General features: G+C 59.3%; 19 protein-coding genes and 1 pseudogene. 8 read left to right on the forward strand and 12 right to left on the reverse strand.

Annotation, left to right across the window (positions count from 1 at the left end; translation table 11 throughout):
- Window positions 1–270 precede the first annotated feature (270 nt).
- The 4 genes from AC19YX_RS24270 (at window position 271) to AC19YX_RS24285 (ending at window position 4,654) form a co-directional block, all read left to right on the forward strand.
- Window positions 271–1,194: an ABC transporter ATP-binding protein gene (locus AC19YX_RS24270; protein WP_500607215.1), complete on the forward strand. Its 924-nt coding sequence runs from the start codon at window positions 271–273 to the stop codon at window positions 1,192–1,194.
- Entirely contained in the window at window positions 1,191–1,925 is a 735-nt protein-coding gene (locus tag AC19YX_RS24275; protein ID WP_500607216.1) for an ABC transporter permease subunit, read from the forward strand. The genes AC19YX_RS24270 and AC19YX_RS24275 overlap by 4 nt, the downstream gene beginning before the upstream one ends.
- A gap of 10 nt (window positions 1,926–1,935) precedes the next feature.
- Window positions 1,936–3,759 carry a Gldg family protein gene (locus tag AC19YX_RS24280; protein ID WP_500607217.1) on the forward strand — a complete coding sequence of 608 codons (1,824 nt, stop codon included), beginning with the start codon at window positions 1,936–1,938 and terminating at the stop codon, window positions 3,757–3,759.
- 265 nt (window positions 3,760–4,024) lie between these two features.
- A complete protein-coding gene (locus AC19YX_RS24285) occupies window positions 4,025–4,654 on the forward strand; it encodes a response regulator transcription factor (protein ID WP_020299670.1) in 630 nt (209 codons plus the stop codon).
- A 49-nt stretch (window positions 4,655–4,703) separates the two neighbouring features.
- On the opposite strand, the gene AC19YX_RS24290 is transcribed toward AC19YX_RS24285, so the two are convergent.
- The 3 genes from AC19YX_RS24290 to AC19YX_RS24300 form a co-directional block, all read right to left on the reverse strand.
- Window positions 4,704–5,024: a class I SAM-dependent methyltransferase gene (locus AC19YX_RS24290; protein ID WP_421548389.1), complete on the reverse strand. Its 321-nt coding sequence runs from the start codon at window positions 5,022–5,024 to the stop codon at window positions 4,704–4,706.
- Window positions 5,025–5,272: 248 nt separating this feature from the next.
- A complete protein-coding gene (locus AC19YX_RS24295; RefSeq protein ID WP_078470685.1) occupies window positions 5,273–5,707 on the reverse strand; it encodes a DoxX family protein in 435 nt (144 codons plus the stop codon).
- A gap of 102 nt (window positions 5,708–5,809) precedes the next feature.
- Window positions 5,810–7,231: an MltF family protein gene (locus AC19YX_RS24300; protein WP_500607218.1), complete on the reverse strand. Its 1,422-nt coding sequence runs from the start codon at window positions 7,229–7,231 to the stop codon at window positions 5,810–5,812.
- Between the two features lie 234 nt (window positions 7,232–7,465).
- Between AC19YX_RS24300 and AC19YX_RS24305 the strand changes: the two genes are divergently transcribed.
- From AC19YX_RS24305 to AC19YX_RS24315, 3 genes and pseudogenes are all read left to right on the forward strand, one after another.
- Window positions 7,466–8,272: a TatD family hydrolase gene (locus AC19YX_RS24305; protein ID WP_500607219.1), complete on the forward strand. Its 807-nt coding sequence runs from the start codon at window positions 7,466–7,468 to the stop codon at window positions 8,270–8,272.
- An 85-nt stretch (window positions 8,273–8,357) separates the two neighbouring features.
- Window positions 8,358–9,839, forward strand: a complete 1,482-nt coding sequence (locus tag AC19YX_RS24310) for a methyl-accepting chemotaxis protein (RefSeq protein WP_500607220.1) — start codon at window positions 8,358–8,360, stop codon at window positions 9,837–9,839.
- A gap of 181 nt (window positions 9,840–10,020) precedes the next feature.
- Window positions 10,021–10,251 (forward strand): annotated as a pseudogene (locus AC19YX_RS24315) (terminase); the annotation flags it as partial.
- A 124-nt stretch (window positions 10,252–10,375) separates the two neighbouring features.
- Here AC19YX_RS24315 and AC19YX_RS24320 read toward each other — a convergent pair.
- The 3 genes from AC19YX_RS24320 to AC19YX_RS24330 all read right to left on the reverse strand — a co-directional run bounded on the left by AC19YX_RS24320 (window position 10,376) and on the right by AC19YX_RS24330 (window position 12,485).
- Window positions 10,376–11,173, reverse strand: a complete 798-nt coding sequence (locus AC19YX_RS24320) for an acyl-CoA thioesterase (protein WP_500607221.1) — start codon at window positions 11,171–11,173, stop codon at window positions 10,376–10,378.
- A 107-nt stretch (window positions 11,174–11,280) separates the two neighbouring features.
- On the reverse strand, window positions 11,281–12,048 hold the full coding sequence (locus tag AC19YX_RS24325; protein WP_421548392.1) for a CHAD domain-containing protein: 768 nt from the start codon (window positions 12,046–12,048) through the stop codon (window positions 11,281–11,283).
- A 158-nt stretch (window positions 12,049–12,206) separates the two neighbouring features.
- Entirely contained in the window at window positions 12,207–12,485 is a 279-nt protein-coding gene (locus AC19YX_RS24330; RefSeq protein ID WP_020299661.1) for a hypothetical protein, read from the reverse strand.
- A gap of 219 nt (window positions 12,486–12,704) precedes the next feature.
- On the opposite strand from AC19YX_RS24330, the gene AC19YX_RS24335 reads away from it, so the two are divergent.
- Complete coding sequence (locus AC19YX_RS24335) at window positions 12,705–13,742, forward strand: patatin-like phospholipase family protein (RefSeq protein WP_020299660.1); 1,038 nt, start codon at window positions 12,705–12,707, stop codon at window positions 13,740–13,742.
- 19 nt (window positions 13,743–13,761) lie between these two features.
- On the opposite strand, the gene AC19YX_RS24340 is transcribed toward AC19YX_RS24335, so the two are convergent.
- The 6 genes from AC19YX_RS24340 to kdpF all read right to left on the reverse strand — a co-directional run bounded on the left by AC19YX_RS24340 (window position 13,762) and on the right by kdpF (window position 21,794).
- Window positions 13,762–14,457 (reverse strand): response regulator, encoded by a 696-nt coding sequence (locus tag AC19YX_RS24340; protein ID WP_020299659.1) that lies wholly within the window; start codon window positions 14,455–14,457, stop codon window positions 13,762–13,764.
- Window positions 14,458–14,542: 85 nt separating this feature from the next.
- The gene (locus AC19YX_RS24345) at window positions 14,543–17,194 is read right to left on the reverse strand and encodes a DUF4118 domain-containing protein (RefSeq protein WP_500607222.1); all 2,652 of its coding nucleotides are present in this window, start codon (window positions 17,192–17,194) and stop codon (window positions 14,543–14,545) included.
- A 64-nt stretch (window positions 17,195–17,258) separates the two neighbouring features.
- Window positions 17,259–17,804, reverse strand: coding sequence for a potassium-transporting ATPase subunit KdpC (kdpC, locus tag AC19YX_RS24350; protein WP_078470693.1), 546 nt, complete (start codon window positions 17,802–17,804; stop codon window positions 17,259–17,261).
- A gap of 72 nt (window positions 17,805–17,876) precedes the next feature.
- Window positions 17,877–19,970, reverse strand: a complete 2,094-nt coding sequence (gene kdpB / locus AC19YX_RS24355; RefSeq protein ID WP_421548587.1) for a potassium-transporting ATPase subunit KdpB — start codon at window positions 19,968–19,970, stop codon at window positions 17,877–17,879.
- 16 nt (window positions 19,971–19,986) lie between these two features.
- Window positions 19,987–21,696, reverse strand: coding sequence for a potassium-transporting ATPase subunit KdpA (gene kdpA, locus AC19YX_RS24360; protein WP_020299655.1), 1,710 nt, complete (start codon window positions 21,694–21,696; stop codon window positions 19,987–19,989).
- A gap of 8 nt (window positions 21,697–21,704) precedes the next feature.
- Window positions 21,705–21,794: a K(+)-transporting ATPase subunit F gene (gene kdpF, locus AC19YX_RS24365; protein WP_007899818.1), complete on the reverse strand. Its 90-nt coding sequence runs from the start codon at window positions 21,792–21,794 to the stop codon at window positions 21,705–21,707.
- Between the last annotated feature and the right edge of the window lie 96 nt (window positions 21,795–21,890).

Below are 21,890 nucleotides of genomic sequence, written 5' to 3' on the forward strand. Positions count from 1 at the left end.
AACCCCATCATGCATATTAAAAAACAAGCTCAGGGAAGATATTACAAGCGGACAAAAACCACATTAGGACCAGTCCTATTAATCAGCCACAGGCTTGCAGTTACTGACATTAACCGTATTATTTGGCCTTAGAGCAGACGCGCGCACTTGCACTATGCAACTCCTCAGCTTCGCTCGAACCACCGTGATCAATGATGCCACTGGCTACCTTAAAGGGACGGATCCAGCCCTGTAGAGAGAGTCGCCTTCAGGATTATCAGGCACAAGAATATGATCTATGTAGAAAAACTAACCAAGCGCTTTGGCGAGCACACTATCATCAAGAATGTTTCGTTCGGCGCCCAAGCAGGCGAAGTACTAGGACTACTCGGGCCCACCGGCGCAGGAAAGTCCACACTCATGAAGATAATGACCGGTTTACTCCCCCCTACTTCAGGAAAAGTGGAGCTATCCGGCTTCGATGTAGACAAGCAGAAACTTCAGGCGCTGCGCCAACTCGGCTATATGCCTGAAAGAGCCACCCGATACGCCAACATGGACGTTCATTGGTTTCTCGACTTCGTTGCCGAACTACGGGGAATTCGGGGCGCAAAAAAAAGCAAGAACTTGAGTAATACCGTTGAGCGACTAAAGCTTCAAAATATTCTGAAACAACCGATTGGCAGCCTGTCATGGGAGCTCAAGCAGAGAGTCGGGCTAGCCCAGGCCATAGTTCATGAGCCTAAATTACTTGTTCTCGACGAGCCAACGAATGGGCTCAATCCCGATCAAAGGCAAACACTCCACAACATTATAAAGTCACTGTCAACAGACACGACCATCATCTTCTCCACAACCTGCGCGGATGAAATAACTGCTATTTGTAGTCGGGCGCTGATCATGTACGACGGTCGCCTCTTGGCGGACAATACAATTCCTGAACTGCGTAAACAATCCCGCTATCACAACGCAGTGACTATCGTCAGTGAGAAACCCTTGGATTACCTTGCACTGGCCGTACTGCCAGGGGTTGCGGGAATTGAAGAGCAAACCGACATACCCGGCGCCATCACCATACTTGCTACGCCAGGCGCAACTATTTCTCCAAAGATCAACGCACTGATTGCTGCACGGCAATGGGTGATCAAACACCTGACCGTCGACCCGGGAAGTCTGGATGAGGTGATCGAAAGCATGTTTGGAAAATCAAATTGAGACAGTCTCTGATTATTTTAAAACGTGAACTTAAGAGTTACTCACTCACGTCTGCGACCTATATTTATATAGCAGTCTTTTTGGCAGCCTCGGGGATATCCTGCTTTTATTTCGGGAGCTTATTCGAACGAAATATTGCCAACCTCAACCCGCTGTTTGACATCATCCCCTGGCTCTACATCTTGCTGATCCCAGCAATTGCCACATCAACCTGGGCAGAAGAACGCAAGAGCGGGTCTATCGAATTCTTGTTAACCCTGCCAATCAACAGCTTTCAAGTGGTAATGGGAAAGTTTCTGGCTGCCTGGACGATTTTGGGACTATCCCTATTACTCACCTTCCCGCTTGCAACCACCATCAACTACCTCGGCCAGCCCGACAATACTGCACTCTACATCGGTTATTTGGGCAGCTGGTTATTGGCCGGCGCTTATTTATCAATAGGTTGCTGCTTGTCCGCCTTAGCGCGCGACCATCTGACCGCGTTTATTTCGACCTTTATTATTGGGCTTGTCTTCATGACCCCAAACCTATTGCCAGCGCTGGACGTTCCCGTTGCAAGCCTCCCCGAATGGCTAAGCGCATCCTTTGACTCTATAGGCCTGATCTCCCATTTCGATAGGTTCAGCAAGGGTGTGATCGACCTACGAGATTTGCTGTACTTCTTCGCCATGATCAGTGCGTGGCTCATAGCAACCACTGCTGTCATCGAACTCAAGAAAGCTGAATAAGGGTAAACACATGAAGAATATACTTCGACCCAGCCGCGTTCTGCTGCTGATCGGGTCTCTACTCTTAGTCTTCACTCTGATCTTGAATTCCAAATTGCCTGCCATTCAATTTGATCTGACTGAGCAAAAGACCTATAGCATTTCACAGAACACAAAGAACATTCTGAACGCCCTCAACAAACCACTTGAATTGTTTTTTTTCTACTCCAGCAATCATGTAAAAACGCCAGGCACCACAGATGAATATGCCAAACGTGTAAAAGCCCTGCTCAAAACCTATGAACACGAAGCCAGTGGCAAATTAACTCTGCATATCATCGACCCTATGCCTTTTTCAGATGAAGAGGATAAGGCTGATCTTTTGGGGCTCCAGTCCATGCCACTGCCGGATCAAGGCACTCACTTCTACTTTGGCTTAGCAGCCAGCGACGCCAATCGCGAGACCCATGCAATTTCATTTTTTACCCCTGAGCGCGAAGTGTTCCTCGAATATGAAATCAATCGGTTGATCCAGGGTGCGGCACAAGTAAAACGTCCAATGACGGGGTTGATATCCAGCTTGCCCATGAACCGCCGATTCGATGAACGTACCCAGCAGACACTCCCTGCGTGGAAGTGGTTGCAAGAAGTCTGCGAGCAGTTTGACCTGACTACGTTGAGCCCAGATGTAGATCAGATACCTGAAGAGCTCGGCAGCCTGATATTGGTCCACCCCAAACAACTGCCGGAGCAGACGTTAAAAGCAATCGATGGCTTTGTGCAGAACGGGGGGAAACTCCTGGTTTTTCTAGACCCCATCAGCGAGCTGGAGTTAAAACAGGAAGCCGTAAACCCAACGGGTCGAGAGACATCTTCCGCACTCCCGAAACTGCTAAAGGCCTGGGGAGTACAGATGCTGCCCGAACGCGTTCTCGGAGATGGCCTCTATGCAATGTCAGCCGTGCTGAAACCAGGACAACAATCCATCAGCCACCCGTTTTTTATCAAATTGCCCAAAGACTCCATGAATCAGGCAGATGCCAGCACGTTAAACGTGGAGAGCATTAATCTTTCAACCGCGGGCATCCTCGAACCCATTCAGGGTGCGAGTACGACTTTCACCCCTCTGCTTCAGAGCTCCACCAAGACTATGCCATTCGACCTCGCTCGCCTGAATGAGAAAAGCAGGCTGAGCGAGCTTATGAGCGAAATCAAAACGTCTGACAAACGCTATTCATTAGCCGCGCGGATTGAAGGCCTTGCAGACTCTGCGTTTGCTCAACAGGAGGCAGGCAGCGATACAGAGCCAAAAGAGCGGTCTCGGATACAGGTTGTGGTAGTGGCTGATACAGACATCCTGGATAACCGCATGTGGGTCAAGGAAGGGAATGAATCGGATTCTCAGGCACCGCAGGTCTGGTCAGATAACGCAGCGTTCGTAGTGAACATTCTGAGTGACTTCCATGCACAAAGTGCTCTGCTGAATCCGCGATCGCAACCGCGTATCCAACCGACTTTTACTCGTATTGAGAAATTGATCGAAGAGAACGAAGAGCGCTTTCGCGAGAAGACTGAAAAGCTCGAAACACTTCTGGCTCAGACGGATGCCGAGTTAACCGCGCTATACGCTCTGAGTCCTCCAACCGAGACAGAGGAATGGACTCCCAACGGCACAACGACACAAGCGGACCATCAAGAAAGCCAACAAATACGCAAATCCTTAAGAGACCTGCAACTGCAGCTCAATAATGAAATTGCCTCACTGGGAAGAACAATCAAGCTGATCAATATCTTTACGATACCGCTGCTACTTCTCCTGATCGCCATTTACGTAAAGCGCCGACATCCTCGATGAAATACTCACAGCCATCGAGGGATGGTGGCTGCGTGCTGGGTTAGCAATCTGCCCTTCCCTGCATCGCGCGCACCGAAACTATCAGATTAGTCCGATTCATTTTTCAGACCAGTCAGATCATCGTAAGGCTCAAGCAGCCATTTTTCGAACGATCATCCGCCCATTACGAATCGGCAATGAGTGCACAACAACAAAAACGAAACCGCGCACTTTGCAGTGCGCGGATGACACTTCCCACTACCATAGACTCGAGGGGAACCTGTTCATGGGAAACATCATTATCGTCGACGATCATCCGCTGATCAGATTGGCCATAAGGTCGATACTTGAACCCCATCAACACACGATCATCGCCGAAGCCAGCAACGGAGCCGATGCCGTACAACTGGTGCGCAAACACGTTCCGGACCTGTTGATTCTGGACTTGGGCATTCCCAATCTGGATGGTTTTTCGGTCATCGCCCATATCAAGTCGGCACATCTGCAAGTCAAGACGCTGGTACTGACCTCCAGTGATTCGAAGAACTTCGCGTTGCGTTGCTTGCAAGCAGGTGCCGCAGGCTTTCTATGCAAAACCGAAAACCTCAATGAGCTGGCCAATGCGGTCAAGGCGATTTTGTCGGGCTACAGCTACTTCCCCGAAGACACGATCAATATCCTGCAGCAGAACAACACGGCGGCTTGCCAGGAAAGCGTGTTGATTTCACGACTCACAGATCGTGAAATTACCGTCTTGAGGTTGCTGGCGACAGGGCTGAATAACCAGCAGATCGCCGACGCACTGTTGATCAGCCATAAGACTGTAAGTACTTACAAAGTGCGCTTATTGAAACGTTTCAATATTTCCAATCTGGTCGCGCTGGTTGATCTGGCGAAACGTAACGCGATTGTTTAAATAGCGCGAACCCACAAACCAAACTCGCCATCAGCCGTGCCGAGATTGCTTATAACCGGTCTTGAGGACGAGTAATCAATCCCTGGCGCGCAACGCGGGTCAGTTGCTTGATGACTTCAGCAGCGTTTTCGGCACTAGGGGCTTGAATGACCGCGAGGTCAAAACTGTCGCTGGGGAAACGAGCCAGGGACTCACCCTCTTCGACAAACTGGATCAGGAAAGCCGAAGGCCTGCCGGTGCGTCGCGGCCAACCGTCCAGGTATCGCAATAGCGTGGGTTGGTGCTTGCCAGCCAGGAGGATTTTCGGATTGCGCTGGACAAGGTTCGCCGTGATCGGCGCAATACGTACAAGGGGGTGTATTGCATTCATCGTGTCGTGTCTCTGCCTCAAGTTTCTGCCGGGCAGGTGAGAGGCAACACCGAACCAGCGCTTTAGCGGTATTTCGAAGCCTTCCTCAAGCTTCTAACGACAACCTTTCGATCATCTGGCGCCCCGCAAGTAGCTGTTTAAATCGGCGCATAAGCAGCATCCTAGAGAAGCCCATAGGCCAGTGTCAAGAACCTCCATAAACGAAAAAGGCCCGCATCAGGCGGGCCTTTCCAGTGGTACGCCAAGTGCTACTTTGTGATCGCCGCATCCAGCGAAAGCTTGCCCGCGCCCTCAAGCAATACCGCCACGGTGCCGCCAAGCAATGCCAAGGCGAACTCATAGCCGTTGTTAGCCATGAACAAACCGTTGCTGATGTGCACCGAGAAGATCGCAACCAGCAAGGTAAAGGACAGGCCCAAAGCCGCCGGGCGAGCCAACAAGCCGATAATCAATGCCAGGCCACCAAAGAACTCCGTTCCCCCCGCCAGCAACGCCATCAAATGACCTGGAGCCAGGCCGATACTCTCCATCCACTGCGCAGTGCCGGCCAGGCCATAACCGCCAAACAGACCGAAGAGTTTTTGTGAGCCATGGGCTGCGAAAATGATGCCGACAAAAATACGCAATACGCTCAGGCCAAAGCCAGCGCGGGTGCTCAGTACGGATTTGATCAGTGGGCTCATGCTGTGTAGTCCTTGTTTAAGGTGGGAAGTTGGTCGCCATACTAATCAGTTTTTATCATGTTAAAAGCGCAAAAAACCCGCCATAACAATCAACTATATCGATCACTTACGTGAGGCGACGCTTCTTGCCTGGGGCTCCAACGAGTCCCTTTCGCGGTCGAAGGCCAGATAATATTTATTGACGCTATTAACATAGCTGACGGCTCCCATTCCCACCTGTTCCATGGCGATACGCTCCACCTGGAAAAACCACTGATTAGGGTTCAAACCACGGCGTTTGGCCTCGGTACGCATGCCTTGGACCCGCTCAGGCCCCATGTTGTAAGCGGCCAGCACGAAGGCCATGCGCTCACGCTCATTAAGCTTGGGGCTGGCGAAAAACTTACGTCGGATCAACGCCAGGTATTTGGCCCCGGCCTGAACATTGTTATCCAAGTTCTGAATATCATTCACGCCTACCCGTTGCGCCGCAGATGAGGTGATCTGCATCAGGCCGGTAGGGCCTGCGCCGCTGCGTGCGTTGGGCTGCAAGGCAGACTCCTTGAACGCCAGGGCCGCCAGGTTCAGCCAGTCCATCCCCTGTTCCTTTGCGTGCTTCTGCAACACCGGCCGCAGCTTTTCCAGACGCTGGCGGTCCGCGCGAGCCAAGGGGTAATGCACCTGATACAGACGCCGATAGATGCGCAAAAACGCCACATCCTGATCGGCCGGGGTTTTGTAAGTCTTCAGAAAGCGGTCGATGCTCGCACGCAGTATCGAGGCGTCCCTGCGAACAAACCAGTGTTCCTCGCCCGGCTCGCTAATCAGGACCTGACGATCGAAGCGCAACTTCGGCAGGATCTTGCCCCACCGTTCGGCAATGGGCTGTTCGACAATGGTCAGGTGGAAAATCCCGCCCTGGACCATTTCCAGTACATCCTCCACCGCCAGGCTGGGATCAACCCACTCCACTTTCACCGGCGCCAATTTGTGCAGCGCCAGCTTCTGATTGATCTGGCTGATGGCGTCGCCGGCAACGCTGCCAGTGGTCAGCGCCAGGGTTTTGCCGGACAGCTGTTCCAGCCGGGTATAGCGGCGTTCGCCCTTGATCCCCACCAGAAGCAGCGGCACGTTACTGGCAATGGGATCACTGGGGCTCACGGCCTGCCCTGGTTGCGCCTCCAGTAATTCGCCCGGCGCGACCAAGTCACCTTCGCCACGTTGCAAGGCGCCAAGCAACTGATCCTTGGACTTGGGAATGATCTTGAGGTTGATTTCCTGGCCGTCGCGGGCGTGGCCATTCAGGTACTGCTCGAAAGCGCGCAGCCGGTGGTACTCGACACCAATCGCCTGACCCTGGACTTCGCCAGAGCTGTTGCGGCTTTGATTGACCAGCACCCGTAACACCCGGCTACTGCGAATCTCCGCTAGATCGCGAACTTTGCTCGACGCCACGATTTCCGGCGGCCCAGCCAAACGTGCCACCGCCGGTAACGGCAGCAACAGCGACAAGCACAGCGCAAACAAAACCGAGGGTCGGATCATCCGCTCTCCGGAAAGAATACTGGCCAACTCTTCAAGGAAGACTTGAGAGTCGGGGGTCAGAAACAGAGCGCCTTGAGCGCTGGCAAAGTGCGAAAGACGGGCACAGCAATGGCTGGGTTACCAACCGAAGCTAACTTCCGACAGCAAAAGACAGCTTTAACTCGTTGTAGTTCTTGGCTTTTCTTATAAATCTACAGCTCTGATATGCTTTCCGGCCGCAGGCGGAGGTACACCATGCAACTCATCGATATCGGCGTCAACCTGACCAACCCAAGTTTCGCCGAAAAGCACCAGGCCGTTCTCGACCGGGCGTACGCGGCAGGCGTGTGCCAATTGGTCCTGACCGGTACCAGCGTCGAGGGCAGTGAACAGGCGGTGGAATTGGCCCACCAGTTGGACGAAAGCGGCCAACGGCTGTTCACCACCGCCGGTATCCATCCCCACTCGGCCAGTGACTGGAATGCTGACAGTGCCCGCCGCCTGCGCGCCCTGCTCAATGAGACCCAGGTGCGTGCAGTGGGAGAATGCGGTCTGGATTTCAATCGAGACTTCTCACCACGCCCGCAGCAGGAAAAGGTGCTGGAAGAGCATTTGGCCCTGGCCGCAGACTTGCAGCTACCGGTGTTCCTCCATGAACGCGACGCCAATCAGCGCATGCTGGACATGCTGCGCGACTTCCGCGATCGCTTGCCCGCCGCGGTGGTGCACTGCTTTACCGGCGAGCAGCGCGCGCTGTTCAGCTACCTCGACCTGGACTTGCATATTGGTATCACTGGCTGGATCTGCGACGAGCGCCGTGGCACACATTTGCACCCGCTGGTTCGGGAAATTCCCCGGGGTCGCCTGATGCTGGAAAGCGACGCGCCCTACCTGCTGCCACGCAGCCTTCGTCCCAAGCCTAAAAATGGCCGCAACGAACCAGCCTACCTGACGGAGGTGCTGCGCGAAGTGGCCTTGCATCGCAACGAAAGCCAAGAGGAACTGGCCGCCCACAGCACCGCCTGCTCCCGGGCATTCTTCGGCTTGCCGGATATTGCTTGACCCACATCAAGATTTGTCTGAGCAAGTAGCGGCACAATAATGGCACCTTGCCAATACTGTTTCGCTCAATCAGAGAAGACCTTCCATGGGTGCCTGGCTTAGCAATATCTCGCTGAAGTACAAATTCTGGGCGGTCAATGCGGTCGCCTTCGTTACTACCCTGCTGCTGGTGCTGTACGCCGTACAACTGGAGCAGCAGGCTCGCAGCCAGGCGTCTCAGGGTGCCGCTCAAGCCCAGGCACGGCTGCTCAGCGCCTGGCCGGCTGGACAGGCTTTGCCCCGTGCCGATCATTTACTGAGTTTTCAGCCCGGGCAGACGCCCTCTCTCAACGATCGCCCATTACCCGAGCTGAACGGGGCCAAGGGCTGGGTCGAGTTCAGCCATATGCCCTTGTTCGGCGATAACCCACTGATGGGCGCTGAAGTCATCAGTCGCGCCGATGGCCAGCAAATCGCGGTACTCGCCTACGGCCCGAGCCTGAGTCAGGTGTTCAGCGAGCGCTTCACCAACTACGCCGCTGCTGTATTCATCCTGATGTTCGCCATGCTGTGCGCCTCGCAACTGTTGATCCGCTTTCTGCTGAGCCAACTCAACACACTCAAAGACGTGATGTTGCATGTTGAAAAGACCGGCGACCTGGCGGCCCGTGTTCCCCTGGCCTGCAAGGATGAAGTCGGGCAGATGGCGACAGCGTTCAACGCCATGCAGGCCGGCTATCAGCGCGTGGTCAACACCGTGGCCGATACCGCCCGGCAGTTGGATGTGGGTGCCGCGCGCCTGGCGTCGAGCATGAACGACGTACGCCATGGCATGCTCGGCCAGCAAAGTGAGACCGACCAGGCGGCTACCGCGATCAATGAAATGTCGGCCACGGTCTACCACATCGCCCAACATGCCGGCGCAACCCGCGACCTGTCCCAGACTGCCGATACATTGGCTGGCAGTGGCCAGGAGGTGGTCAGTCGCGTGCAGAAATCCATCGCTGGGCTGTCCAGTGGCGTACAGCAGACCGCCGAGATGATCCAGCGCCTGGCCGAAGACAGCCAGAAAATCAACGGCGTGGTCAGTGTGATTCACAGCATCGCCGAACAGACCAACCTGCTGGCCCTCAACGCCGCGATCGAAGCGGCCCGCGCCGGGGAAATGGGGCGTGGTTTTGCAGTGGTTGCCGACGAGGTGCGTAACCTGGCCAAGCGCGTACAAAGCTCAACCGATGAGATCACCACCATGGTTTCCGCGTTGCAGGCCGGTACCCGCGATGCGGTGGACTTCATGCAGGAAAGCTCGTTCAAGGCCGACGACTGTGTGCAACAGGCTCAGGAGGCTGGAGCCGCACTGGCCGAAATAACCAGTGCCGTGGCGCAGATGCGTGAAAGCAATACCCAGATCGCGGTGGCCGCCGAGCAACAGAGCCAAGTGGCGGAAGAGATGAATCGTGCGGTGGTCAGCATCCGTGATGTGACCGAAAACACTGTGCAGCAAACCGTCGACTCGGCCACCACCAGCAATGAACTGGCGACCCTGGCCGGCGCCTTGAGCAAGGCTATCGGACAGCTGAAGCTTTAATCTCAGGTTATCGGCCAGCCCAGCCCTGCAAGGTTATGGGTTGGCCGCAAGGCCTGGAACTTGGCCGGTGTGAATCCCCCCAATAGCCTATCAACCCGATAGCAACGCTTGATTCGATGTTGCCCAGCGTCGCCCCTATTCTTGATTCATCGGCTTCAACAAATGAATTAAGGAGGACAACATGGGCAAACGTCATCCCAACATCCCCGCATGGCAATGGCGCAGCACCCCGGAAAGCCATCGCAACTCGGCCAACCTGGTATTGCAGTTGATTGCAGGCCCGTTATTTATCGTGGGTTTCCTGCTGATTGCATCAGGGGTGTTCGCGCCCAGCGCGGTCAGCGTTGCCATTGGCGCAGTCGCGGTAGTCGCCGCTCTGTCGCTGCAACGTCGTGGTCACAGCCTGGAAGCCTGAAGTTGCGGGCGGTCCGGCACTAACAGGGCTATTCGCCAGGTTACTGGCAACCCTGTTAGCGGCCAGTGTTCATTGCCGCCGGGTGGCCGGGCGATACCCGTGCCACTCGGCAGCAAAGGACTCAGGCGAAAATCGTCACCGTTTGCCGGCTCAAGGCTATCAATCCGCCTTCAGGGCTCCACAGCGCAGCGGCAGCATGGCCATAACCGTCGCGTGCATGCTCGATATTCACGCAGTACTTGCACCAGTCCAGGGTGCTCAACTCCAGCAACGGCTGAACGAATTCAATCGTCCAGGTCAGGGTGCTGCCCGCCGCCGGTTTGCGCAGGTGCGGCAACAACGCCGGCGGCCAGGCATCGACCAGGGCGAGAATATGCGCCTCGGTCAGCGGCTCTTCCTTCACGTCTCCGCGCAAGCGCACCCAACCACCCATGTCACGGGATTGATTACCGGTAAAGGGCAGGCCGCCGATGCTCCAGCGCATGGCCAGGTGGCGCATGAACTCGGGCGTTACCCCTTTGATATAGGGCAGCTCCTGGCACTCATCCCAGTGTTTCATTTCCGGTGCCGGTTGCGCCTCGACGCTGACTTCGGAGGCCCGGGAAGCACCGAAACTCCCCTGCACCAGGGTCACCACCTGCCCGTTCTGCATCGCCCGGCCCAGTACCTGGCTGACGGCCTTGCCCTCACGTAGCACATCCACTTCGAAACTCACCGGCACATCCGGCTCGACCGGCCCGACAAAGGTGATGGCCAACGAACGTACAGGACGATCGGCCGGAACCTTGGCGCGCATGGCTTCGTACTGCAAGGCCACCACCAGGCCACCAAAACTCGCCCGCCCCTGGGCCCACTCGGCCGGGATAGACAGCTGCTGGGGATTCTGGCGAACGGCATCAAGCAAATCGAAAAAGCGCATGGAAACCTCGAGAGCGGAAAAGAACTCGAGGATAGTAACCAGCCAAAAGCAGGGGCACAGCACTTATTCCCGCCAAACAAGCGGACAGATGAGCCGTCAACGCATGGTCAGGACTTGAAACAATCGCCGCTGAGTTTGTCCAGCACCCGGTCAGCGCGGGTTTGCGCCTTGAGCATGGTGCTGCGCCAGACGCCCACGCAGGGCTGCAAGTCCGGTTGCTGCTCAGCCTGCGCCAGCCACTGCCAGCAGTCATGCCAATCGCCCAGTGCCCCCTGGGCCGCCTTGAGCCGGGACATCGCCTTGGCCGGCAAACGATCGAGTTCGGGGTAGGCATCAGCGGCGTAGCGTACGCGTTTGATCAACAGGCGCAGGCGGTGTCGATCATGGGCGGGGTCATGCAATGCCACATCCAGCGCTTTCCACTGTTTGGCCAGGCGTTTTTCGATGCGCTGGCGCAAGCTGCGCAAGATGCCCTGCCGCTCGGACGCCCGCAAAAACCGTGGGAACGCATCGAGCACCATCAGCAACTGCTGCACTTGCGGCCCGGTTGCGACGGCCGGAAGCTCCTGGGCCAGTTGCGCGGTACGCCGATCAGCGGCCTGATGCTGCCCGTGCTGATGCAGATAGGCCGCCAGCACTTCGCGATCCCGCAAGGGCGTGGTCAATTGACCGACCTCCCCCGCTGCCGCCTCGAGTTGCTCCACCCCAGGCAAACCGCGCAGGGGTCGCAACAAGCTGCGCAAGCGCCGCACGGTAATGCGCAAGTCATGCAGTGCTTCGGGATCCGTACTTGCCGCCAGCCGGGCCTGACAGGCCAGCAAACGCACTTCCAGGCTCAGGACCTGAGCCACCAATCGATCAACCAGGGCTGACATCATTGACTCCCGCATCGAGCATTCACGGCTGCAGCCTCTGAACGGCCCAACCTGTTTCCCTCAGAATGACACCGCCGACCAGCATGCAGCATTGCGCTGCGTCATGCCGGCCAGCGGTGGTGGCCCTTCCCCGACCTCACACGGCAGCAGTGATTGCATCAACGGCCAGCGCGGGACTCGCGGATGTAGAACCGTGCCTTCTCGGCCTTGCTTGCGCAACCTTCAAAGGCCTCAAATTGTTGCTGGGTCTTGGCACCCGTCAGCAGGGACAAGGCCTTGGAGTAGCTGACGGTACCGGCAAAGCCTTCAGCCTTGGCCAGGTCCAGTTCATGCCAGGCCGCATCCAGTTGCGTGCCGCAGGTGTCGCGGTAAGCGGTTTTGCCGGCGCAACCGGCCAGTGCCAACACAATCAGGGGCAGACAGATCCAGGCTTTCATCGATGACACCTCAGGAATAAAACACAGTCGTACAAGATCAGACGATCGGCACCGAAAAAAGTGCCTTGATAGCCCCCGGGAAATATAGCGTGCGCCAGCATAGCTGCATGCGCTGCGGCCCCCTAGGTAAACCGCGCGCTGCAGCGCAATACTGTCCACGATTGAACAGCCCCCCTCGAAGGGTGCATTGTTGGAGCCTGTTTGCCTAAGGGTCGAGTCATGAAGAAGCGTGTTGCACTGGTTCTGGGCTCAGGTGGCGCCCGGGGATACGCCCATATAGGGGTGATCGAGGAAATCGAACGGCGTGGCTATGACATCGCCTGCATCGCCGGCTGCTCCATGGGCGCGGTGGTTGGCGGGATCTACGCCGCCGGCAAGCTCAACGATTATCGAGAATGGATCGAGAGCCTGGATTACCTCGACGTACTGCGTCTGGTGGACGTCAGCTTTCGCCTGGGCGCGATTCGCGGCGAGAAGGTTTTCGGCCAGATCCGCAAAATCGTCGGCGAAATCAACATCGAAGACCTGCGAATCCCTTACACCGCCGTCGCCACCGACCTGACCAACCAACAGGAAATCTGGTTCCAGGAAGGCTGCCTGCACCAGGCCATGCGCGCTTCGGCAGCCATCCCCAGCCTGTTCACTCCGGTCATGCAAGGTAATCGCATGCTGGTGGACGGCGGCCTGCTCAATCCGCTGCCGATCGTGCCGGTGGTGTCCAGCCATTGCGACCTGATCATCGCCGTCAACCTCAACTCGACCAACCAGCGCCACTATCAATTGCCGGTGATTCAACGCCCTCCGGCCTTCAAGAGTCGCTTCGACAACCTGATCAGTTCCCTGGGTTCGCACATGCCCTTTCGCCGCAAGCAGGCCGAACAGCTGTTGCTTATCGAGCAAGAAGCCTTGAAGGCCGAGGCAGCGGAGATCAATCCCTGGATCGAATCGGCCCAGCCCGAAGCCCAGCAACCGGCGGCGGCACCGGAAAGTGAAGGGGCGCCGAAGTCTGCCACCGGATCCTTCATCATCGATAACGTCGGCCCGGCCTCGCTGCTGGACCTGATCAACCAGAGCTTCGAGGTGATGCAGACCTCCCTGGCGCAATACAAAATCGCGGGCTACCCGCCGGATATCCTGATCAACGTGCCCAAGCGCGTCTGCCGTTTTTTCGAGTTCTACAAGGCGCCGGAGCTGATCGCCCTGGGCCGGGAAATCGCCAGCGATACCCTGGACCGCTACGAAAGCGAGCAGAACTGAGCACCGAACGCCTGGACGCTCAGGACTCAGCGTTCAACAAGCGATAGCCGATCCCGGCTTCGGTGAGGATAAAACGTGGACGGGCCGGGTCGTCCGCCAGCTTCTGGCGCAAGTGCCCGACCACAATCCGCAGGTAGTGGCTGTCTTCGGTATGGGTCGGGCCCCAGATATCCTTGAGCAACTGCTGCTGGGTAATCACCCGCCCTGGGTGACGTGCCAGTTGCGCCAGCACCGCGTACTCCTTGCGGGTCAGGGCCACTTCCACGCCCTCGAGCAGCACCCGGCGATAGGCCAGGTCCACGGTCAAGGGTCCAAAGCTCAGCGCGGCTTCCTGCCCTTCACCGACAGGCGCCTGACGTAACAAAGCTCGGACGCGCGCCAGAAACTCCTGGATCCCAAAGGGCTTGGTCACGTAATCGTTGGCACCACCGTCCAGTGCTTCAACTTTCTGGATTTCACTGGCACGCACCGAGAGCACCAGCACCGGCACACTCGACCATTCGCGAAACTCGCGCAGCACCTGCTGCCCGTCCATGTCCGGCAGGCCCAGGTCGAGCACCAGCAGGTCCGGCTTGTTCAGCGCGGCCTGAGCCAGCCCTTCATTGCCAGTGCCGGCCTCGATCACTTTGTAGCCTTGGGAGGCCAGGCTGATGCGCAGAAATTTGCGAATCTGCGGTTCGTCGTCAATGACCAGGATGGTCGCGGTCTGGCTCATGATTTCCATTCAAGACAAATAAGTTGCAAAAGAGTAGCCCAGCGCTGCCTGCGCGGGCCTGGCCTGGGCGATGCCGGGCAGCCAATCACACCTGGGCCTCAGCGGCAGGTTGCGTCGGCAACGGCAGGAACAGGGTAATACAGGTGCCACGTCCCTCGATGCCTTCGGCGACGCTGATGTGCCCACCGTGGGCACCGACCATGCCCTGACAGATCGCCAGCCCCAGGCCGGTGCCCTGACCGCCTCGGTCACCCCGGGCGGCGGTGTAAAACATATCGAAGATTTTTTCCCGCTCGTCCTGGGGAATACCCGGCCCCTCATCGCTCACGGCAAACCACAGTTCGCTTTCACTCGCACCGACGCTCAACTGCAAACGACCGTGGGCGGGAGAGAACCGCGCGGCGTTCTCCAGCACATTCACCAGCGCCTGTTCGATCAAGGCCGCGTGCACATACAACAGCGGCAACTGCGCGGGCACATCGGTGCTGACTTGCAAAGAGGCGAACACGGCCCGCAGGCGGTTCATTGCACTGCCGACGATATCCCCGGGGGCCACCCAGTCCCGTGCCAGCTTCAGGGCACCATGGCCGAGGCGGGTCATGTCCAGCAGGTTCTGGATGTAGCGGTCCAGGCGCTCGGCTTCGTCACGGGTGCCCTCCAGTAATTCGCGGCGGTCCTCCAGCGGGATCGCCTCGCCCAGCGCGAGCAAGCTGTCGATGCTGCCGCGCATCGAGGTCAGGGGAGTGCGCAGGTCATGGGACACCGAGGCCAGCAAGGCGCTGCGCAGCTGTTCGGTTTCGCCGTGCAGCCTGGCGGCTTCCAGGTCTTCGGCCAGTTGCGCCCGCGCCAGCGCCTGGGCCAGCGGCTGACTCAAGGCGGTCAATAACCGCCGACGTTGCCCGGTAAGTTCCGTGCCCTCTTTCGGGCAAACCCCCAACAAGGCTAGCGGACCTTCGTCCACCGACAGCGGCCACCACCACCAGCGTCCAAAAGGCAAGGTACCGGTGCCATGGCCGGCCGGCTGGTCATGCTGCCAAGCCCAATCGGCAGCCGCACGCTCGGCTTCGGAAAACTGCAGCGGGCCACCGGTTTCCACCTTCCAGTCACCCTGCCCGTCGCGGTTGAGCAGGCACAGTTTCAAGTCCTTCCAGCCGTTCAAGTGCTGGGCCGCAGCGCTGATCACCGCCTGGCGATCGGTAGCCGCGGTCAGTTTGCGCGACAGATCCAACAGCTCGCTGGTTTCTTCCTGGGTATCACGCAATGCCTGCAACTGGCGGCGCTGGCGGGCAGCCAGGTTACCGGTCAGGGCCGCCATCATGAGGAAGAACACCAGGGTCAATACATCCTCTTCGCGCTGGATCGAGAAGGAAAAACTGGGCGGGATAAACAGGAAGTCATAGGTCAGAAACGACAGCACCGCGCACGCCAGCGCCGGCCCCAAGCTGCTGCGCACCGCCACCAGCAACACCGCGGCCAGAAACACCAGGGAGATGTTGGGCAGCGGCAGCACACTGGCCACCGCCCAGGCCAGGGCACTGGCCAAGGCCGTAGCCAGCAGCGCCAACCCGTAGTCGAACCAGGCCACGGATTGCTCAGTGCGCAGCCGTGGCTGATGCGGTTGTGCTTCGCTGTCCAGGACGTTGATTTCCAGGCCGCTGGCCTGACGCAGCAAACGCGCCGCCAGCCCGCCGCCGAACCAGCGTCGGCGCAGGCGATGACTGGACTGGCCGACCAGCACCAGGCTCGCCCGCCGCTCCGCCGCATGCTGAATCAGGGTTTTCGCCACTTCGGCGGCGCGCAGCAACACCACTTCACCGCCCAGGCGCTCGGCCAATTGCTGCGCCGCCTGCAAGCGCAGGCGCGACTGTTCGTCACGCACACTGCCGTTGTCGACATGCACCATGCTCCAGGGCAGGTGCCGACGTTGTGCCACCCGGCTCGCATGCCGCACCAGGCGTTCGGCCTGGGCATCACCATCGACCCCGACCAGTAATCGGCCGCGCACGGCCGGCGCCGCCTGCCCCAGCTGCCGATAGCCCTGGGCCAGGTCATCGTCCACCTGGGCCGCCGCGGTCTGCATCGCCAACTCGCGCAAGGCAGTGAGGTTGGTTTGGGTAAAGAAGGCATCGATGGCCGCCCGCGCCTGCTCCGGCACGTAGACCTTGCCATCGCGCAGGCGCTCCAACAGCTCTCGGGGCGGCAGGTCGACCAGCAGCAGCTCATAGGCTTCCTGCAGCACCCAGTCAGGCAAGGTTTCGCGCACCTGCACACCGGTGATGCCGCGCACCTGATCGTTGAGGCTTTCGAGGTGTTGCACGTTGACCGTGGTGAACACGTCAATCCCGGCTGCCAGCAGTTCCTGGATGTCCTGCCAACGCTTGGCATGGCGACTGCCGGGGGCGTTGCTGTGGGCCAACTCGTCTACCAGTACCAGCTTGGGCCGGGCCTTGAGCAACCCGTCGAGGTCCATCTCTTCCAGCATCACCCCGCGATACTCGGAGCGCACCAGCGGCTGTTGCGGCAGGCCGCCGAGCAAGGCTTCGGTTTCTGCGCGGCCGTGGGTCTCGACCACCCCGGCCAGGACCTTTACCCCCTGGCGCAGTTGCGCATGGGCCGCCTGCAACATGGCGTATGTCTTGCCCACGCCCGGTGCGGCGCCCAGAAAAACCTTGAGCCGACCGCGTCCATCGCGGGGCAGATCAGCTAACAGCGCGTCGGCGCGGCCGGAATCGCTCATGGGCGGAACTCTCTGCAACAAAAAAGTTAATCAACGCAGCGGCAGTAAACAGCCGCGGCTGTGCCTACAAGGTTTCCAGGGCCCGATTCAGGGCCAGCACATTGACCACTGGAGGGCCTATCAGCGGCTGCTCGACCAGCGTGTCCACCAGCGCTTGGACCTTGGCCTGGGGCAGGTTGCGCGCCGCCGCAACCCGCGCCAGTTGATAGGTAATCGCGGCCGGAGGCAAGTGCGGATCCAGCCCACTGCCAGAGGTGGTGAGCAAGGCCAGGGGCACCGGTCCCTGGCCAGGCACCAGCAGTTTGTTGGCGTCATCGATCACCCGCGTGGCAAGGGCCGGGTTGCTCGGTGCCAGGTTGCTGGCGCTGCTGGAAACCGTGGCAAAAGCGCCTGCAGAAGGACGCGGATGGAACCAGGCATCGCCGACAAAATCCTGAGCGATCAGGGCCGAGCCACGCACCTTGCCGTCGGCGTCACGCACCAGGCTGCCGTTGGCCTGGTCCGGGAACGCCAACTGGGCGACCCCGGTCACAACCAGTGGATAGGCGACACCGGTGATCAGGGTCATCAATACCATCAGGCTCAAGGCCGGACGCAATACGCTAGACATCATTCAATCCTCGATTCATCAAGTCCGATCCCGGCAGGAGCAGGCGGGTCAGCCGGCCCCTGCAACGGGGAGTTACACCAGGTGCAGCGCGGTCAGCAGCATGTCGATCAGCTTGATACCGACGAACGGCACCACGATCCCGCCCACGCCGTAAATCAACAGGTTGCGGCGCAGCAGGTGGGCCGCACTGGCTGCCTGCACCCGCACCCCACGCAATGCCAGTGGAATCAGCACGACGATGATCAGGGCATTGAACACGATCGCCGACAGGATCGCGCTCTGCGGGCTGGTCAGCCCCATGACGTTGAGCACGCCCAGCTGTGGATAAATCGCCGCAAACAACGCCGGCAGGATCGCGAAGTACTTGGCCACATCGTTGGCAATCGAGAAGGTGGTCAGTGCGCCTCGGGTAACCAGCAGCTCCTTGCCGATCTGCACCACGTCCAGCAGCTTGGTCGGATCGCTGTCGAGATCGACCATGTTCGCCGCCTCGCGGGCCGCCTGGGTGCCGTCGTTCATCGCCATGCCGACATCCGCCTGGGCCAGGGCCGGGGCATCGTTGGCGCCGTCGCCACACATGGCCACCAGCCGCCCGTCATTCTGCTCATGGCGAATCCGCGCCAGCTTCTTCTCCGGCGTGGCTTCGGCCAGCACGTCATCGACACCGGCTTCGGCCGCAATGGCGGCGGCGGTCAGCGGGTTGTCACCCGTCACCATCACGGTACGAATCCCGAGCTTGCGCAGCTCGGCGAAACGCTCGCGGATGCCCGGTTTGACCACGTCCTTGAGATGGATCGCGCCCAGCAGCTTGCCCTCGGCGCAGACCAGCAAAGGAGTACCGCCGCTTTGGGCGATCTGGTCGATCTCCCGGGACAGCGCCGCAGGCAGGTCCTTGCGTTGCAGGCCGACAAAGGCCAGCAGCGAATCCACCGCCCCCTTGCGGTAGACCCGCCCCTGGTAATCGACCCCTGACAAGCGGGTTTCTGCGCTGAACGGCACGGCAGTCAGCACTTCGATCGCCGGTTCAGGCTGTGGATAAAGCCCGCGCAGGTACTCAACGATGGACTTGCCCTCGGCGGTGTCGTCGGCCAGGGAGGCGAATAACGCGCCCTCGGCCATCTCTTTGGCACTGACCCCAGGCGCTGCGTGAATCGCGGTGCAGCGGCGGTTACCGAAGGTGATGGTGCCGGTCTTGTCCAGCAGCAGGACGTGCACGTCCCCCGCCGCCTCCACCGCTCGCCCGGATTTGGCGATCACATTCAGGCGCACCAGGCGGTCCATGCCGGCGATGCCGATGGCCGACAACAGGCCGCCAATGGTGGTCGGAATCAAGGTCACCAGCAACGCCACCAGAAACACCAGTGGCAGGCTGCCGTTGGCGAAGTGGGCAAAGGGCTGCAAGGTCACCACCACCAGCAGGAAGATCAGGGTCAGGCCGATCAGCAGGATATCCAGCGCCACCTCATTCGGCGTTTTCTGGCGCTTGGCGCCTTCCACCAAGGCGATCATGCGGTCCAGGGTCGACTCGCCGGGGTTGGCGGTAATCCGCACCCGCAGCCAGTCAGACACCAGCCGGGTATTGCCGGTGACCGCCGAGCGATCCCCCCCGGACTCGCGGATCACGGGAGCCGACTCCCCGGTAATCGCCGCTTCGTTGACCGCGGCAATCCCTTCGATCACCTCACCATCACCCGGGATCATCTCCCCGGCTTCGACTCGCACCACATCACCCTTGCGCAAGCTGGCGGCGGGTACAACCTGGAAGCTGCCATCGTCCTTCTGCCGCCGGGCGCTCAAGCCTTCGCTGCCCGCCTTGAGGCTGTCGGCGCGAGCCTTGCCGCGCCCCTCGGCCAAGGCTTCGGCAAAGTTGGCGAAGAGCACGGTAAACCACAGCCACAGAGCGATTTGCGCGGCGACGAAGGTCGGTACCGCAGGGTCCGGCAACACACACAGGACAGTGGTCAGGACCGCGGTCAGCTCCACCACCAGCATCACCGGCGAACGTTTGAGCTGGCGCGGGTCGAGCTTGACGAAGGCCTGGACCAGCGCCGGGCGCCACAGGGCCGAGATTGCGGTTTTCGACTGCTCCGAGGTCGCCGGCCGGGAACTGCCAGGCGTGGTGCCAGCAGCATCAGGCGCAGATTTTTTTGCAGCAGGAACATGCATATTCATCGTCTAATCCTCAGCCCTTGAACCCAAGGGCAGCCATGCTCAGGTGTTCGGCAATAGGCCCCAGTGCCAGGGTTGGCAGGAACGTCAGGCCACCCACCAGCAAAATGGTCACCGTCAGCAGCGTGACGAACAGCGGGCCATGGGTCGGGAAACTGTTCTGGCCAATCGGCGCGGTCTTCTTCATCGCCAGGCTACCGGCCAGGGCCAGTACCGGCAGGATGTAGCCGAAGCGCCCGATCAACATGCCCAGGCCCAGCATCAGGTTGTGGAAGGCAGTGTTGGCGCTGAAGCCGGCGAAGGCCGAGCCGTTGTTGGCACTGGCCGAGGTGTAGGCATAGAGCAACTGGCTGAAACCATGGGGCCCGGGGTTGCTGATGGCCGATGCGGGCACCGGCAGGCTGGCGGCAACCGCCCCCAGCACCAGCACACCGATCGGCATCACCATCAGGGTCACCACCAGCAATTGCACTTCCTTGGCCTGCAGTTTCTTGCCCAGGTATTCCGGGGTTCGCCCGATCATCAACCCGGCCAGGAACACAGCGATCAACACGTTGAGCAACATCCCGTAAAGACCGGCTCCCACGCCGCCGAAGATCACTTCGCCAACCATCATGTTGATCAGCGCCACCATCCCGCTCAGGGGGTTGAGGCTGTCATGCATGCCGTTGACCGAACCGTTGGACGCCGCGGTGGTGGTCACCGACCAGAGCACGGTGGCGGTCGTACCGAAACGCGCTTCCTTGCCTTCCAGCGGCGCGGTCTGCTCCACCGCCACATTGTTCAGCGCAGGGTTGGGTTGGTATTCGGCCCACAGCGAGGTGGCGCCGCCAATCAGGAACAACGCCAGCATGCAGGCGATGATGGCCCGGCTCTGGCGCAGATCCTTGACGTAATGGCCAAACGTAAACACCAGGGCCACCGGGATCAGGATGATCGAGCCCAACTCGAACAGGTTGCTCCAGGCGCTCGGGTTTTCGAATGGGTGGGCCGAGTTGGCGCCAAAGAAGCCACCGCCGTTGGTCCCCAGTTGCTTGATGGCGATCTGGCTGGCCGCCGGGCCCAGGGGGATCACCTGATCGGCGCCCTGCATCGTCAGGGCATTCACATAGTGAGCGAAGGTCTGAGGCACGCCCTGCCACACCAGGAACAGCGCCAGCAGCAGGCACAACGGCAGCAAGCCATAGAGCGTTGCGCGGGTCATGTCGACCCAGAAGTTACCCAGGGTTTGCGCCGAGCGACGACCGATACCCCGGCAAAGGGCAACCAGCACGGCCAGGCCGGTGGCGGCGCTGACGAAGTTCTGCACGGTCAGGCCTGCCATCTGGCTCAGGTAGCTCAGGGAGGCTTCGCCGCTGTAACTCTGCCAGTTGGTGTTGGTCATGAAGCTGATGGCGGTGTTGAACGCCAACGTCCACTCCTGGCCCGGCAGGTTCTGCGGATTGAGCGGAAGGTGGTCCTGGAACAGCAGGATCGCGAACAGCAGGACAAAGCCCGCCAGGTTGAAAGCGAGCAACGCCAGGGTGTACTTCTGCCAGCTCTGCTCGGTCTGCGGATCAACCCCGGAAAGGCGATAGCAGACCCGCTCCACCGGCCCCAGCACCGGTGTCAACCAGGTGCGCTGGCCTTCCATTACCTTGTAGTAGAACCGTCCCAGCAACGGCGCCGGTAGCAGCACCAGGGCGAAAAAAGCCAGAATCAGCCCGTAGTCATAACTGTGCATAGCTGCTCCTAGTTCCGATCCGCGCGCAACAGCGCAACCAGTAGATAAATGAACAGCCCCACTGCCAACAGCAGTGACACCCCGTCCAGAACGCTCATGGAATTTCTCCGAGTTACGGCGATTGCCGCGTGTAGGGGCATTGTCCGCAGGCAGCCTGTAAAGGAACGAGATCGACGCGGTGGGTCAGGCATAAA

The sequence above is a fragment of the Pseudomonas sp. MF09150 genome (assembly GCF_059862355.1).

Bases quoted from the DNA above. Each gene is read 5' to 3' on its own strand.
- AC19YX_RS24270 (WP_500607215.1), top strand. From the start codon at position 271: ATGATCTATGTAGAAAAACTAACCAAGCGCTTTGGCGAGCACACTATC.
- AC19YX_RS24280 (WP_500607217.1), top strand. From the start codon at position 1,936: ATGAAGAATATACTTCGACCCAGCCGCGTTCTGCTGCTGATCGGGTCT.
- AC19YX_RS24285 (WP_020299670.1), top strand. From the start codon at position 4,025: ATGGGAAACATCATTATCGTCGACGATCATCCGCTGATCAGATTGGCC.
- AC19YX_RS24290 (WP_421548389.1), bottom strand. From the start codon at position 5,024: ATGAATGCAATACACCCCCTTGTACGTATTGCGCCGATCACGGCGAAC.
- AC19YX_RS24295 (WP_078470685.1), bottom strand. From the start codon at position 5,707: ATGAGCCCACTGATCAAATCCGTACTGAGCACCCGCGCTGGCTTTGGC.
- AC19YX_RS24300 (WP_500607218.1), bottom strand. From the start codon at position 7,231: ATGATCCGACCCTCGGTTTTGTTTGCGCTGTGCTTGTCGCTGTTGCTG.
- AC19YX_RS24305 (WP_500607219.1), top strand. From the start codon at position 7,466: ATGCAACTCATCGATATCGGCGTCAACCTGACCAACCCAAGTTTCGCC.
- AC19YX_RS24310 (WP_500607220.1), top strand. From the start codon at position 8,358: ATGGGTGCCTGGCTTAGCAATATCTCGCTGAAGTACAAATTCTGGGCG.
- AC19YX_RS24320 (WP_500607221.1), bottom strand. From the start codon at position 11,173: ATGCGCTTTTTCGATTTGCTTGATGCCGTTCGCCAGAATCCCCAGCAG.
- AC19YX_RS24325 (WP_421548392.1), bottom strand. From the start codon at position 12,048: ATGTCAGCCCTGGTTGATCGATTGGTGGCTCAGGTCCTGAGCCTGGAA.
- AC19YX_RS24330 (WP_020299661.1), bottom strand. From the start codon at position 12,485: ATGAAAGCCTGGATCTGTCTGCCCCTGATTGTGTTGGCACTGGCCGGT.
- AC19YX_RS24335 (WP_020299660.1), top strand. From the start codon at position 12,705: ATGAAGAAGCGTGTTGCACTGGTTCTGGGCTCAGGTGGCGCCCGGGGA.
- AC19YX_RS24340 (WP_020299659.1), bottom strand. From the start codon at position 14,457: ATGAGCCAGACCGCGACCATCCTGGTCATTGACGACGAACCGCAGATT.
- AC19YX_RS24345 (WP_500607222.1), bottom strand. From the start codon at position 17,194: ATGAGCGATTCCGGCCGCGCCGACGCGCTGTTAGCTGATCTGCCCCGC.
- kdpC (WP_078470693.1), bottom strand. From the start codon at position 17,804: ATGTCTAGCGTATTGCGTCCGGCCTTGAGCCTGATGGTATTGATGACC.
- kdpB (WP_421548587.1), bottom strand. From the start codon at position 19,970: ATGCATGTTCCTGCTGCAAAAAAATCTGCGCCTGATGCTGCTGGCACC.
- kdpA (WP_020299655.1), bottom strand. From the start codon at position 21,696: ATGCACAGTTATGACTACGGGCTGATTCTGGCTTTTTTCGCCCTGGTG.
- kdpF (WP_007899818.1), bottom strand. From the start codon at position 21,794: ATGAGCGTTCTGGACGGGGTGTCACTGCTGTTGGCAGTGGGGCTGTTC.